Genomic DNA, 13,926 nt, shown 5'->3' with positions numbered 1-13,926 from the left:
TGCCGCTCGCTTCCTTCAGATTCCGCGTCACCACGGACACCCTTGCGTTAAGCTAACTGTTACTTCTGCCTTCACAGTTCGGGACTTACACCCTATAGATTACACCCATGCCAGGCGCACTAAAAAACCCGAGCCTCCGCTTTTCGGAAGCTCGGTTCAGTTCAATTCATGTTATTTTTTCAAATTATAGAATGACTTAATGCCAAGATATTGAGCAGTTGAGCCAAGTTGATCTTCAATACGTAATAATTGGTTGTATTTTGCTACGCGATCTGTACGAGAAGGAGCACCTGTTTTAATTTGACCAGCGTTTGTCGCTACTGCAATGTCAGCAATTGTGTTATCTTCTGATTCACCAGAGCGGTGAGAGATAATTGCTGTGTAACCTGCGCGTTTTGCCATTTCAATTGCATCTAAAGTTTCTGTTAATGTACCGATTTGGTTTACTTTAATTAGAATTGCGTTACCCACGCCTTGTTCAATTCCTTGCGCTAACTTCTTCGTATTAGTTACGAATAAATCATCACCTACAAGTTGAACGCGATGGCCAATACGCTCAGTTAATAGTTTGTGGCCTTCCCAGTCGTTTTCATCTAAGCCGTCTTCAATGGAAATGATTGGGTATTTAGAAGTTAATTCTTCGTACCAATCCACCATTTCTTCAGAAGTTTTAACAACGCCTTCACCAGCTAAATGATATTTTCCATCTTCTTTGTTGTATAGCTCAGATGAAGCTACGTCTAATGCAATGCGAACTTCTTCTCCTGGTTTATAGCCAGCGCGTTCGATTGCTTCTAAAATCACTTGAATCGCTTCTTCGTTGCTATTTAAGTTTGGTGCGAAACCACCTTCGTCACCTACAGCTGTGTTGTAACCTTTTTCTTTTAATACAGCTTTTAAATTGTGGAAGATTTCTGCTCCCATGCGTAATGCGTGACGGAAAGATTCTGCTCCAACAGGCATAATCATGAATTCTTGAATATCTACGTTGTTATCTGCATGTGCCCCACCATTTAAAATGTTCATCATAGGCACTGGTAATTGTTTTGCATTCACGCCACCAAGATATTGATATAAAGGAATATCAAGATAATTTGCCGCTGCATGTGCGCAAGCAAGAGAAACACCTAAAATGGCATTGGCGCCAAGTTTTCCTTTATTTTCAGTACCGTCAAGTTCGATTAAAGCATTGTCAATTTCTACTTGATCTAATACAGAATAGTTGTTTTCTAAAGCTTCTGCAATGATTGTGTTAACATTTTCTACAGCTTTTAATACGCCTTTTCCTAGATAACGAGATTTATCGCCATCACGTAATTCAACAGCTTCATATTCACCAGTTGATGCACCAGATGGAACGATAGCACGTCCAAATGCACCTGATTCCGTAAATACTTCTACTTCAACTGTTGGGTTACCGCGAGAGTCTAAAACTTCACGAGCATATACTTGTGTAATAAATGGCATATCAATTCTCCTCTATATAAAAAATTTTAATTTAGCTGAGATTGGGTATATTTATAACAATTAAGCGAAAATCATAATCAATATTCTTACTTTTCCACTACCTCAAAAAGTGGTTGTCCTGTCATTTCTTCAGGTTGTGGTATATTTAATAATTTTAACATAGTTGGTGCTAAATCGGCTAAAATTCCATTTTCTCTCATCTCAATACCATGTTTTGTGATAATGACTGGTACTGGATTTGTTGTATGAGCCGTCATTGGTTTGCCGTCTAATGTAACCACTTCATCAGAATTTCCATGGTCTGCCGTAATGATGGCAGTGCCGCCAAGTTCTAAAATTTTATCAACAACTCGGCCTAAGCATTCATCTACTGCTTCGATTGCTTTAATTGTCGGCTCTAACATACCGCTGTGTCCTACCATGTCAGGATTTGCGTAATTTAAAATAATGGCATCGAATTTATCTGCTTCTAATTCATTAAGCAGTGCCTCTGTTACTTCATAAGCACTCATTTCAGGTTTTAAATCATATGTAGCTACTTTTGGGGATGCAATTAAGATTCTTTCCTCACCAGGAAACTTCTCTTCTCTGCCGCCGCTCATGAAATATGTAACATGAGGGTATTTTTCTGTTTCAGCAATACGTAATTGCGTTAAACCGTGTCTTGAGATTACTTCCCCTACAGTATTAATTAAATCTTCATTTTCAAACACTACATCTGCATATACTTCGTCGCTATATTCAGTAAATGTGACGAATTTTAAATTTTCAGGATGCTTATCTGATAGCTTAAATGCGATAAATTTGTCATTCGTAAATATAGTCGATAGCTGAATAGCGCGGTCAGGTCGGAAATTAAAATGAATGACTGCATCGTTTGCGTCAATGGTTGCTACTGGTTTTCCTTCTTCAGTAATGACAAATGGAATGACAAATTCATCAGTTACATCACGATTATAGGAGTTTTCTACACCTAATTTTGCACTAGCAGCAGTATGACCAATACCATCAACTAGAGCTTTGTAAGATAATTCCACTCGTTCCCAGCGTTTATCACGGTCCATTGCGTAATAACGACCATGAATCGTAGCGAATTTTCCGATTCCGATTTCATCCATTTGTCTTTCTGTTTCTTCAATATAACCAATTGCTGTTTTCGGACCTACATCGCGTCCATCTAAGAATCCGTGAACATACACTTCGTCAAGGCCATGACGTTTTGCCAATTTCAATAATGCAAATAAATGCTCATAATGGCTATGTACCCCACCATCTGACAATAGCCCCATAACGTGGAGTTTGGAATTATTGTTCTTTACATGTTCGATTGCTCCAAGCAATTTTTCGTTCTCGAAAAATTGACCTTCACGAATGGATTTATGAATTCGAGTTAAGCTTTGGTATACGATTCGGCCAGCACCAATATTTAAATGTCCGACTTCCGAATTACCCATTTGGCCTTCTGGAAGTCCAACTGCTTCTCCACATGCTGTTAGAGTTGCATGTGGATACGTTGACCAGTAACGATCAAAATTTGGTTTCTTACTTTGAGCCACTGCATTACCAAATACTTCATCGCGTAATGCAAAGCCGTCTAAAATAATTAATGCGACTGGCTTTCTAGGCATTTGCCCCCGCCTCCAATAATTTTAAATATGATTCAACTTGTAAGCTGGCACCACCAACGAGTGCGCCATCGATATGTTCTTTTGATAATAATTCTTCAATATTTTCAGGCTTGACACTTCCACCGTATTGAATGCGAATGTTTTCAGCCACATCTTTTCCAAACAATTCCTCAATTCCCTGGCGAATATGGCCACATACCGCATTTGCATCATCTGCCGTAGCCGTTTTACCTGTTCCGATTGCCCAAATTGGTTCGTAGGCGATAACTATATGCTGTACTTCTTCTGGGGATAAGTCAGCTAAAGCCTTTTTCACTTGGTTCGTTACTTTCTTTTCTGTTAGGCCAGCTTCACGTTCTTCCAATGTTTCCCCGCAGCATACGATTGGAACAATACCGTGAGCTAAAGCAGCTTTTACTTTTTTATTTACCGCTTCATCTGTTTCATTGAAATATTCACGGCGCTCAGAATGACCTAAAATAACATAGTCAACTTGAATAGCCTCTAACTGTTTTGGACTAATTTCGCCTGTAAAAGCACCTTCTTCCTCATAGTGCATGTTTTGAGCTCCAATAGCCAAGTCTGTTTCCTTAGCAATTTCCACAAGGGTTGGCAAATACAAGGCTGGGGCGCAAACAACTGCATCCACTTTATTCTCAGAAGGAATTCTGTCTTTAATTGCCTCTACAAACTCCACTGCCTCATCAAAGGTTTTATACATTTTCCAGTTAGCAGCAATAATCGGTTTACGCATTAAATTTCTCTCCTTATTTGTCGTTCAACGCGGCAATACCAGGTAAAATTTTACCTTCCATCAATTCTAGAGAAGCTCCTCCACCCGTTGAAATGTGATCCATCTTTTCAGCTAAGTTGAATTTTTCAACTGCAGCGGCAGAATCTCCACCACCAATAATAGTATACCCTTTTGTTTCGGCCATCGCTTCTGCAACTTTTTTCGTTCCGTTAGCGAATTTGTCCATTTCAAATACGCCCATAGGTCCATTCCAAATAATTAGATTGGAATTGTTAATCACTTCTGCATATTTTTCAGCTGTTTTTGGTCCAATATCTAAGCCCATGTAGTCTTCTGGAATTTGATCGATATCTACCACTTTCGCTTCTGCATCTGGTGAAAATTCTTTTGCTACAACTGCATCGATTGGCATGTAGAAGTTAACGCCTTTTTCTTTCGCTTTTTCAATGAAGCCGCGAGCTAATTCTATTTTATCTTCTTCTAATAAAGATTTTCCAATTTCATAACCTTGCGCTTTGATAAATGTAAAGGAAAGTCCGCCGCCGATAATTAAGTTGTCCACTTTATCAAGCAAGTTTTCGATGACACCGATTTTATCCTTTACTTTTGCTCCACCAATGATGGCAGTAAATGGTCTTTCAGGATTGGATAAAGCTTTTCCTAATACTTCTAATTCTTTTTCCATTAACAATCCAGAAACTGCTGGAATGTATTTTGCAATTCCTTCAGTGGAAGCATGAGCACGATGAGCAGCACCAAATGCATCATTTACGTAGATATCCGCTAACTTAGCAAATTGTTTAGCTAGCTCTTCGTCATTTTTTTCTTCACCTTTATGGAAACGGACATTTTCAAGTAACACAATGTCCCCATTTTGCATTTCATTTACCGTTTTCTCTACAAGCTCTCCAATGGATTCATCCAATTTTTTAACTGGTTTATTCATTAGTTGAGAAAGGCGCTCTCCAACAGCTGTTAAACGCATATCTTCTTTTACTTCACCTTTAGGACGACCTAAGTGGGAAGCTAAAATCACCTTTGCACCTTTTTCTGATAATTGTTGAATAGTTGGAATAGCTGCACGAATTCTTGTATCGTCAACTACTGCTTCATTTTCCATTGGCACGTTAAAGTCTACACGTACAAATACTCTTTTTCCTTGTACGTCAATATCATTCATCGTCTTTTTCGAAAACATGAAGTAACCTCCTAAGTGTTTACCGTCATTCCACATTAATATAAGACAACAGTTATTGAATTATTGTTCCAATTTGATTAGCAAAAAATAAGAAGCGATGGGTTATTCCACCACTCCTTTTACCCTCCATTATTATAAATCGTTCTTTATATTTAGGCTATACTTTTTCATTAGAAATTCACTAATATGCTACACTTTTTCAATAATGCAAAATGAATATGACACATTGATTAATAAGAGAGCCCTTGATTTGCAATGTATAGCGCTAAATCGATTAATCGTGCAGAATACCCTGCTTCATTATCATACCAAGCAACAACTTTTACCATATTATCATCCAATACCATCGTCGAAAGCCCGTCTACCGTTGCTGAATGAGGATTGCCATTGTAATCAATTGATACAAGCGGCAAATCACTATAATCTAAAATGCCCTTTAGTTCTCCAGTCGCTGCTTCTCGAAAGGCTGCATTGACTTCATCAATTGTGACATTCGAATTTAACTCTGCTACTAAATCCACACAAGAAACATTAGGCGTTGGTACGCGAATGGAAAAGCCATCTAGTTTTCCTTTCAACTGTGGCAACACTTTTGCAACAGCAATCGCTGCGCCTGTCGTTGTTGGAATCATAGATAAATTTGCTGCACGAGAACGGCGTGCATCTTTGTGAGGTAAATCAAGAAGCCGCTGATCGTTTGTGTACGAATGAATGGTTGTCATCAAACCTCGTTTCATGCCGAACTTTTCATCAAGAATTTTCGCTACTGGTGCTAAACAATTCGTTGTACATGATGCGTTGGATATAACATGATGTTGATTCGGATCATACTGTTGGTGATTAACCCCCATCACAAATGTTGGCATATCTCCTTTTCCAGGGGCGGATAAAATGACTTTTTTTGCACCAGCCGTTAAATGTTTAGAGGCATCTTCTTCCGAACGAAAAAGTCCCGTACATTCCAAAACAATATCAACATTCATTTCCTCCCATGGCAAATTTTCAGGTTCTTTTTCTGAAAATACTTGAATTCGTTTATGATTGACGATTAACGCATCTTCTTCATGTTGAACTTCCGCATCATAAATGCCATGAACGGAATCGTATTTTAACAAATGAGCTAATTGCTTTGCATCCGCTAAATCATTTACTGCAACGACTTCAAATTGTTCTTTTTTCATTGCTTCTCGAAATACTAGACGTCCAATTCGACCAAACCCATTAATCGCCAATTTTATTGACATATAGCATCCTCCATTTTGCTATTTTCCTTCATTCCATTTTTCCTCAAAACATGTATTCATAAACCTCCAAAGGAATAATCACAGCAAAGGGTTTTATATCAATATAATGATTTAATGTTCTATTTATTCAAAAAAGCTTCGTATAACGTCACATAATCTAATTGGCCATATTGAATGATTTCACCATCTTTTACAACGACCGGAATCATCAACATGTACTTTTCATGAATGTCATCATCATCTTCAATATTGATGATTTCTATTTCAAAATGAATATCGTCTTGGACTAGCTTTAAAATACTTAATCCTTCATCACATAAATGACAGTTTGGTCTGCTAAAAAATTGAACTTTCATTGACATTCCCTCTTTTCTTCAATTCCTACTTTCACTATCCCAAATCTTCAATGAATAATCAAATGATGAAGAAGCCAAAATAGTTATGTACGAGTGTACAGAAACATAAATTAAGGAGGATACATGCAATGGAAAATCAATTTACAAACCAACAACAAACTTCAGAAAATATCCCTATGTCGATGAATCACGGTGCTCACGAGGTGATGGATGTTCATGAAGTATTAAGTGCTTCCATTGGCGCATTAAACATGTTTGTCATGTTACGTCCACATGTTCAAGACCCTGAATTATTAAATATTTTAGATAGACAATATGCGTTTATGCTCGATGAATACAATATTACTGCTGAATGTTTTAAAACGGGTCAAGATCCAAGCCATCCAACTCGTAAGTACTGCATGCAAATCGGAAATGATTCAAAATACGGCTTAACACCATCTGAACCGAAAAAACCAATTACTTCAGCAAATGAAATTGATGACAGCATCATTTCAGGTTTCATGTTAAGTCAGCATAAAGCGTTGGCGACTGGTAAAACAGCCGCTGCATTAGAAGCTACAAACCCAGTAGTACGCCGCGTATTGCAAGACTCTGTTCCAAACTGCATTGAAATGGCATACGAACTTTCTCTTTACCAAAACAAAAAAGGATATTATCAAGTTCCACAACTTTCACCACAAGATATGCAAACTATGTTAAACATGTATGGTCAAGCAGATAGAGCAAAAGATATGCCTAACTAATGAAAAATCAAAAAGGACATCTCTTGATATGTGGAGATGTCCTTTTTGATTTATAAAACTTTACTTAAAAATGCTTTTGTTCGTTCGTGTTTTGGATTTCCAAAAATGTCTTCTGGTTTTCCTTCTTCCACAATAACGCCGCCATCCATAAAGATGACCCGATCCGCAACTTCACGAGCAAATCCCATTTCATGTGTAACAACGACCATCGTCATTCCTTCAAAAGCCAATTGTTTCATTACATCCAACACTTCATTTACCATTTCTGGGTCAAGAGCAGAAGTTGGTTCATCAAACAACATGACTTTCGGTTTCATCGCTAGTGCTCTTGCGATGGCTACTCGTTGTTGCTGACCTCCAGATAACTGTTGAGGATAATTGTATGCCTTTTCACGAAGACCTACTTTAGAAAGCAATTCAAGCGCCAGTTCCTCAGCTTCATGTTTATTCATTTTTCGAATGAGCATAGGAGCCATCGTAATATTATCTATCACCGTCATATGTGGGAATAGATTAAATTGTTGAAACACCATTCCTACTTCTGTACGGATTTTATTAATGTCTGTATTTCGATCATTGACTTTCGTACCGTCAATATAAATGGCGCCATCTGAAATTTCTTCTAATAAATTGATACAACGTAAAAATGTACTTTTTCCAGAACCAGAAGGACCAATCACACAAACAACTTCTTTTTCTTGAATCTCATAATCGATTCCATTTAACACATGTAACTCGCCAAAACTTTTATGAAGATTTTCGATCTTAATCATGCACCAACCCGCCCTTCATTTTTATTTTTGCGCGGATTGTATTCAATGCTGAAGCGTCTCTCAATGAGTGATACGACTTTCGAAACGATAAACGTTAGTGTTAAATAAAGCGCTGCCGCAGCAAGATATGGTTCCCAGAAACGGAAATATGCTCCTGAAACGACTTTTGCTGCATATAGAATATCGTTGGCAGCAATTACTGTTACTAAGGACGAATCTTTTAATAGAGTAATAAATTCGTTTCCAAGAGGGGGAATCATGCGGCGGAAAGCTTGCGGTAAAATAACTTTCCGCATCGCTTGGAATTGATTTAAACCAAGTGATCTTGCCGCTTCCATTTGCCCCTTATCGATGGATTGAATCCCTGCTCGGATAATTTCAGCTGTATATGCAGCACAATTTAATACAAGTGCTGTAATCCCTGAAACCATAAACCCTAGCGAATGTCCAAACAACGTTGGAATTAAAGCTAAGTGAATAATAAATATTTGAACTAGGAGAGGCGTTCCTCGGAATAAATCGATATATAATTTACAAGGGAAATAAAGCCATTTCTTTTTCGAATTTTTCCCTAATCCGAGTAAAACTCCTAATATGAATCCGCCTATAAATCCACAAATTGTTAAGATTAACGTTACCCAAATACCACGTATGAAGCTTTCACGGTAGTTCCAGATTATATCCCAGCGAAAATCCAGGAATTCCATCTGAAACACCCCCTACTCTGTTATTCAATTTCTTGTCCAGTAATTTCTGCTAATTTGCCGTTTTCTTTAATTTTTTGTAATCCTTCATTTAATAAATTTAAAAGCTCAGTGTTTCCTTTTTTCACCATAAAGCCGTAATATTCTTTATCGAATGCATCGTCTTCAATAACTTTTAATTTTACATTTGGATTATTTTTAATATATTCATACACTACCGCGTTATCACCAATTGCCGCTGCTGTTGTTCCATTGATTACTTCTTGAATCGCTAACGGAAGGTTTTCATACGCTAAAATATCTGGGCTTGTTTCTCCTAAAAGTTTTTTCGCTGCTTGGTGTCCAGTTGAGTTGATTTGTACAGATACTTTTTTCCCTTTCAAATCTTCAGCTGATTCAATTTCTGAATCTTCAGTAACTACAATCACTTGTGTAGCCTCGAAATATGGGTTAGTGAAGTCGAAAGTTTGTTTACGCTCATCAGTGATTGTGATACCAGAAGCCCCCATGTCCAATTCGCCGTTTTGCACTTGTTGGAACACTGGATCCCAACCAACATGGCGAATTTCATATTCCATGCCTAATTCTTCGAAAATTGCATCTAAAATATCTACGTCGATTCCAATGATATTTCCTTTATCGTCCATATATTCAAATGGAGCGAATGTCGCTTCTGTTCCGACTAAGATTTTTTTGTCTTTTAATCCTGAATTTTCACCTGTGGCATCTCCTGTATTCTCGCCAGCATCTCCTGTTGTGTTCTTTTCACCACCCGCTCCACAAGCAGTTAACATTAATAGTAGTGTTAAAAGTAACATCATAAATAAACTGCGATTTTTTTTCACCACTTGCAATATCCTCCTTTAGTCATTAACTTGTTCATCAGCAATAGATAAAAATTTGTGACACTGATATGTTTAATTATATAAATCAAGAAATATTTATACAACATTTAATTTTTCATATTATTAAAAAAGTTATATTTTATTACATTATTTTTGTGAAATATCTTAGTTTTCGATGTTATTGATATAACATTTCGAAAAGATAGATTTTTCAATCTCTTGTATAAAAATACCCTACACACCCAAAAAACCCCTCCATACCTAAGCGAAATCGCTAGATGATGAAGGGGGAATCTTATTGAATGAATATTAAATTTTATGAAAAAAGTTATTTAAAAAAATTGATTAAAAAAATGAATAAGGGATAAAATGAAATGTTCACTTTCGATTTTATTCCACACATCTGTCTTTAGGCTGTTAAACTAAAGAGTACAACTTATTTACTTGCTAGTAAGTAAAATGGCACCCTCGAAGGAATAATAACCATGCACCTAAACGTATCGATATTTCAATGTTTTTCAGTTGTTAAATTTATGTCTGTACATAATTATTTTCAGTGCGTAAATCCATGAAGGCGGAGGTCTCTCCGCCTTCTTTTTGCACAATAAGCTTACTTAAAAAGTAGGCTTATTGTCCTGTTCGTTTGGAACAACATCTATATTTATGTTTTATCAAATGTAATGTCATGCCCAATTTCATCCTCAAAATTGTTTTAACTTTTTCATCATCAGTAGTATTTTCTGTTGAATCTACCATAGTTTTTAATCTGGCCGCTTTTGTTGTTCAACATCGCCAACTACACATTCCATATAATATAAAGTTAAAAGAATCAAAGTCTTCAGAAGTAAGAGCATCTCCACTAATGGAAAATAAAGAAATCTCCTTAAAAAGTTTCATTTTATTTTGTTGCAGTTTCACTTGTCTTAAATCGCTTAATCATATCTTGAAGGTTGTCAGCCAATAGTTTTAGATCTGAATTTTGTTGTTTTAAGTAATCAATTGTGTTGTTTTGTTGAACAGCAGAAGCAGAAATTTCTTGAGTTGCAGCCACTCCCTGTTCTGAAATTGCAGAAATTTCTTGAACGGACGTTAAGATTTTATCGGATGCTTGATCCAGATCTTCCGTGCTTTTAACAATCGTTTCAATTCCATCTGCCAATTGCTCTACTGACTCAAAAATAGAATTGAATAATCGCCCATTATCCTCGACAATCTCAACACCTTTTACAATGTCTTCATAATCTTGTTGGTTCAGATTTAGCACGATATTAGCCTGTTCATTGATTTCATCTATCGCTTCAGAAATTGTTTTGATTGATCCATCTGTTTGATTTGCAAGTTTCTGAACTTCTTGGGCAACAACCGAAAATCCTTTACCCGCCTCTCCAGCACGTGCTGCTTCAATGGATGCGTTTAAAGACAGAAGATGAATTTGGGATGAAATTTCTTGGATAATCTTAATGATTTCATTAATATGTTCTAATTTTTTACCTAGATTAGACAAGTTCTCTTTACTTACCATGCCATTTTGTTTTATTTTGTTCATTTGTTCAGTAATCATTTGAACTTGAACATTTCCTTGTTCAGCTTGCTGACTTGTTTGATCAGTAAGGTCTTTTATTAATTTAGTTTGCTCATCCACATTGGATATCGAAGTTGATATTTCAGATACCATATTTGAAATTCGTTCAATATGGTTGGCTCTTTCTTCGGCACCTTTTGCCTCTTCATCTGTACTCGTCGCAATCTGTTTAGAAGCCTGAGCTAATTCTTCAAAGGATTCGAAAAGAGTTTGGCTAGTATGATGAATTCCTACCGATTTCTCTTTTACATTATCAATGATGTGACTTAAATTTTTTCTCATATCTTCAAAGCTGTTTGCTAAGATTCCGATCTCATCTTTCCGCTCAATATTTACCGATTTGCTAAGATCTCCAGTAGAAAAGATTTGCGCATATTGTACCAAACTATTAAGAGGTTTAGAAATTCTATTTCCAATAAATAAAGCCAACAAGATTCCAATAACAATCATAACAACTGTTACAATAAGCGAAACAATCAATATCCGATTCTCTAAATCGTCTATAAATTTAGCGCTCATATCAATTCCAAAAATGGCTTCCACACCATCTTCTTCTAAAGGAAGGAAAAACGATTTATGTACACCCCAATTATCTCTATAAATAGGACTCAGAACAGTCTGTTTTTGTTCATATGATAATTTTTGATTATCTGTAAACGGAGACTCAACCATAAATTCGTCACTACCATTTAAAGCGACAATAACATCTTTTCCATTTTGTCTGGACAATACATATACATATTCGATTCCTTTTTTTCCTTCAAAAAATGAATCTAATTTCTGCTTCAGTTCCGTCCCATATATCTCTGGGGAATCCATTGTATTCTTAATTAAATCTGTATCAATCGACTTTGCTAGTAATTGCCCATTTTCTTTTAACCGTTCGTCAAACTGTGGGATTACATGTTCATGAATAATGTAATCTGATACATATCGAACAAATCCAAAAAGAATTAGTGAAAATATAAGAAAAGGAAATAAAAAACTAACAATTAATTGGGTTTTTATCGATTTTTTCAGAGTTATTTCTCTCATTCCTTATCTCTCCCTCGAATGTTCCATTTCCTTTAATGCAATAAATGGCCGTATATCCATTTGCAGTAATTGATAAAGTTCTTCCATTGTTTCGTTTTTGAAAAACACAACAGCAAACGTTCTATCATTTGTTGCTTGTATTTCTCGATATTCCAAAATTTGGTTAAACTGTTCTTTGAATGATTGATGATCAATGTGCTTTATAAGATTTTGTGAAATGTCCATAGGGATTTCCGCGCAGAAGAAACCGTAAATACCTTGGTCCATCTGGCGAAGAACTTCTTCCCAGTTAGGGCTAGTTCCTTCAAAATAATGCTTATACACATTACAGCCATAAGCATGAAATCCGAGATCTGTCGTTCCCGCCCCAGCAAATCTGAGCGGATTCATTTCAATTGGAATAATGCCGTGATTATTTTTTCTCACTTCAAAGTGAACTGGAAAATTTTTCAACGGAACAACTTCTCTAAACTTATGCATAAAAGCCAATATGTCATCGTAGATTTCATGAATCACTTGTTTTGATGTATAGTAGATTCGATCTGATGTATCATATTCGTCTTTAAACAAATGTTTAAAAATATTTAAAATCACAGGATTACCATTATGATCGTAATAACAGTCAACAGCATATTCTTCTCCAAATACCCATTGCTCGATTAAAATGCTCTCTCCGTTAATCACTTCATTGTCGTACATGTTTTTTATAACAAGTAAATCTACACTTAACTTATGTATTGCATCTTGCCATTCATCTGCACTTTTTACTTTATACACTCCAACGCTTGAATATCCTTTGCTTGGCTTAATTACAACGGGAAAAGGAATATCCTCCACCGGAATTTTAAAAAGCTCATCCAGGTTTACTACCTTATAAAAATAATCAGGGTACATTTTAGAAAGGATTTGACGGAACATTCCTTTATCTTTTAATTGTTTTGACCAACGATTTTGAACACTATTAGGAGCATAAGATTCAAGCAATGCTAAGCAGCTTTCAGAGTTTGTCAATATCTTTTGATGTTCGTTAATAATAGAAAAAAAATCTCCATCTGGCATTTCCGAACTGTTACCTTGTTTAATAACAGGTACATTAAGTTGTTGCAACGATTTGACCAGAATTGGAGAAATAATTTGATCATTTATGAGAATCATTTTGAATCCCCTTTCTTAAAACAGAGTTTCTGTTTCTTTCCATAAAGTTAAAATGTTTCAAACGCAAAAATAAGATAAACTAGACAGATGGCTCTTTTACCTCTCGTTCTGCATACATTAATATGGCATCTAATCAATCCAATTGCTGAACAAAATAAAACGAATTGAGACCTACTTCCTATGATGGAAAAGTTGCGATGAATGGGCCATTTTTCTTATCGTCAAAATAATAAGAAGTTTTAACTTTTTAGGTAAATTTATTATTCATTGTTAAATAAATGAGCTTATTAAGTTTCACAGCATAATTTTTTACTATAATATACTCCGACTCTTATTGCTAAGTAAGTAGCGAATTATATACCAAATTTCATAAATGAAATCAGTAAAAATTACTCAACTGGAACGCATTGAGGACGGAATCATTACTTGAGATCATATA

12 protein-coding genes are annotated in these 13,926 nt (G+C 36.0%); 1 reads left to right on the top strand and 11 read right to left on the bottom strand.

The genetic code is table 11. The annotated features are described in order from the left end of the window. Window positions 1–171: 171 nt before the first annotated feature. The 6 genes from eno to HF990_RS10230 all read right to left on the bottom strand — a co-directional run bounded on the left by eno (window position 172) and on the right by HF990_RS10230 (window position 6,647). Window positions 172–1,467, bottom strand: coding sequence for a phosphopyruvate hydratase (eno, locus tag HF990_RS10255; protein ID WP_168412543.1), 1,296 nt, complete (start codon window positions 1,465–1,467; stop codon window positions 172–174). A gap of 86 nt (window positions 1,468–1,553) precedes the next feature. Beyond that, the gene (gene gpmI, locus HF990_RS10250) at window positions 1,554–3,095 is read right to left on the bottom strand and encodes a 2,3-bisphosphoglycerate-independent phosphoglycerate mutase (protein ID WP_168412542.1); all 1,542 of its coding nucleotides are present in this window, start codon (window positions 3,093–3,095) and stop codon (window positions 1,554–1,556) included. Further along, window positions 3,088–3,849: a triose-phosphate isomerase gene (gene tpiA / locus HF990_RS10245; RefSeq protein WP_168412541.1), complete on the bottom strand. Its 762-nt coding sequence runs from the start codon at window positions 3,847–3,849 to the stop codon at window positions 3,088–3,090. The genes gpmI and tpiA overlap by 8 nt, the downstream gene beginning before the upstream one ends. 13 nt (window positions 3,850–3,862) lie before the next feature. Beyond that, on the bottom strand, window positions 3,863–5,047 hold the full coding sequence (locus HF990_RS10240) for a phosphoglycerate kinase (RefSeq protein WP_168412540.1): 1,185 nt from the start codon (window positions 5,045–5,047) through the stop codon (window positions 3,863–3,865). 230 nt (window positions 5,048–5,277) lie between these two features. Continuing rightward, a complete protein-coding gene (gene gap / locus HF990_RS10235; protein ID WP_168412539.1) occupies window positions 5,278–6,291 on the bottom strand; it encodes a type I glyceraldehyde-3-phosphate dehydrogenase in 1,014 nt (337 codons plus the stop codon). A gap of 119 nt (window positions 6,292–6,410) precedes the next feature. Then, complete coding sequence (locus tag HF990_RS10230) at window positions 6,411–6,647, bottom strand: glutaredoxin family protein (protein WP_016838685.1); 237 nt, start codon at window positions 6,645–6,647, stop codon at window positions 6,411–6,413. A 128-nt stretch (window positions 6,648–6,775) separates the two neighbouring features. Between HF990_RS10230 and HF990_RS10225 the strand changes: the two genes are divergently transcribed. Continuing rightward, a complete protein-coding gene (locus tag HF990_RS10225) occupies window positions 6,776–7,393 on the top strand; it encodes a spore coat protein (protein ID WP_016838686.1) in 618 nt (205 codons plus the stop codon). A gap of 50 nt (window positions 7,394–7,443) precedes the next feature. Here HF990_RS10225 and HF990_RS10220 read toward each other — a convergent pair whose 3' ends face one another. The 5 genes from HF990_RS10220 to HF990_RS10200 form a co-directional block, all read right to left on the bottom strand. After that, window positions 7,444–8,166 carry an amino acid ABC transporter ATP-binding protein gene (locus tag HF990_RS10220; protein WP_016838687.1) on the bottom strand — a complete coding sequence of 241 codons (723 nt, stop codon included), beginning with the start codon at window positions 8,164–8,166 and terminating at the stop codon, window positions 7,444–7,446. Beyond that, the gene (locus HF990_RS10215) at window positions 8,163–8,873 is read right to left on the bottom strand and encodes an amino acid ABC transporter permease (protein ID WP_016838688.1); all 711 of its coding nucleotides are present in this window, start codon (window positions 8,871–8,873) and stop codon (window positions 8,163–8,165) included. Before HF990_RS10215 ends, HF990_RS10220 begins: the two co-directional genes overlap by 4 nt. A gap of 20 nt (window positions 8,874–8,893) precedes the next feature. After that, the gene (locus tag HF990_RS10210; protein ID WP_409373615.1) at window positions 8,894–9,715 is read right to left on the bottom strand and encodes a basic amino acid ABC transporter substrate-binding protein; all 822 of its coding nucleotides are present in this window, start codon (window positions 9,713–9,715) and stop codon (window positions 8,894–8,896) included. Window positions 9,716–10,613: 898 nt separating this feature from the next. Beyond that, complete coding sequence (locus HF990_RS10205) at window positions 10,614–12,332, bottom strand: methyl-accepting chemotaxis protein (RefSeq protein WP_168412538.1); 1,719 nt, start codon at window positions 12,330–12,332, stop codon at window positions 10,614–10,616. Window positions 12,333–12,335: 3 nt separating this feature from the next. Next, the gene (locus HF990_RS10200) at window positions 12,336–13,487 is read right to left on the bottom strand and encodes an ATP-grasp domain-containing protein (protein ID WP_168412537.1); all 1,152 of its coding nucleotides are present in this window, start codon (window positions 13,485–13,487) and stop codon (window positions 12,336–12,338) included. Window positions 13,488–13,926 lie beyond the last annotated feature (439 nt).

The organism is Ureibacillus thermosphaericus (assembly GCF_012396605.1).
In the GTDB taxonomy this organism is placed as follows: Bacteria; Bacillota; Bacilli; order Bacillales_A; family Planococcaceae; genus Ureibacillus; species Ureibacillus thermosphaericus.
The sequence above is the reverse complement of the archived record's forward strand: the minus strand, read 5'-3'. Positions and strand labels throughout refer to the sequence as shown.

What these genes read in the sequence shown, in the direction of transcription:
- HF990_RS10230 (WP_016838685.1), bottom strand. Translation starts at nt 6,647, where the DNA reads ATGAAAGTTCAATTTTTTAGCAGACCAAACTGTCATTTATGTGATGAA.
- tpiA (WP_168412541.1), bottom strand. Translation starts at nt 3,849, where the DNA reads ATGCGTAAACCGATTATTGCTGCTAACTGGAAAATGTATAAAACCTTT.
- HF990_RS10200 (WP_168412537.1), bottom strand. Translation starts at nt 13,487, where the DNA reads ATGATTCTCATAAATGATCAAATTATTTCTCCAATTCTGGTCAAATCG.
- HF990_RS10225 (WP_016838686.1), top strand. Translation starts at nt 6,776, where the DNA reads ATGGAAAATCAATTTACAAACCAACAACAAACTTCAGAAAATATCCCT.
- gpmI (WP_168412542.1), bottom strand. Translation starts at nt 3,095, where the DNA reads ATGCCTAGAAAGCCAGTCGCATTAATTATTTTAGACGGCTTTGCATTA.
- HF990_RS10205 (WP_168412538.1), bottom strand. Translation starts at nt 12,332, where the DNA reads ATGAGAGAAATAACTCTGAAAAAATCGATAAAAACCCAATTAATTGTT.
- HF990_RS10215 (WP_016838688.1), bottom strand. Translation starts at nt 8,873, where the DNA reads ATGGAATTCCTGGATTTTCGCTGGGATATAATCTGGAACTACCGTGAA.
- gap (WP_168412539.1), bottom strand. Translation starts at nt 6,291, where the DNA reads ATGTCAATAAAATTGGCGATTAATGGGTTTGGTCGAATTGGACGTCTA.
- HF990_RS10240 (WP_168412540.1), bottom strand. Translation starts at nt 5,047, where the DNA reads ATGTTTTCGAAAAAGACGATGAATGATATTGACGTACAAGGAAAAAGA.
- eno (WP_168412543.1), bottom strand. Translation starts at nt 1,467, where the DNA reads ATGCCATTTATTACACAAGTATATGCTCGTGAAGTTTTAGACTCTCGC.
- HF990_RS10220 (WP_016838687.1), bottom strand. Translation starts at nt 8,166, where the DNA reads ATGATTAAGATCGAAAATCTTCATAAAAGTTTTGGCGAGTTACATGTG.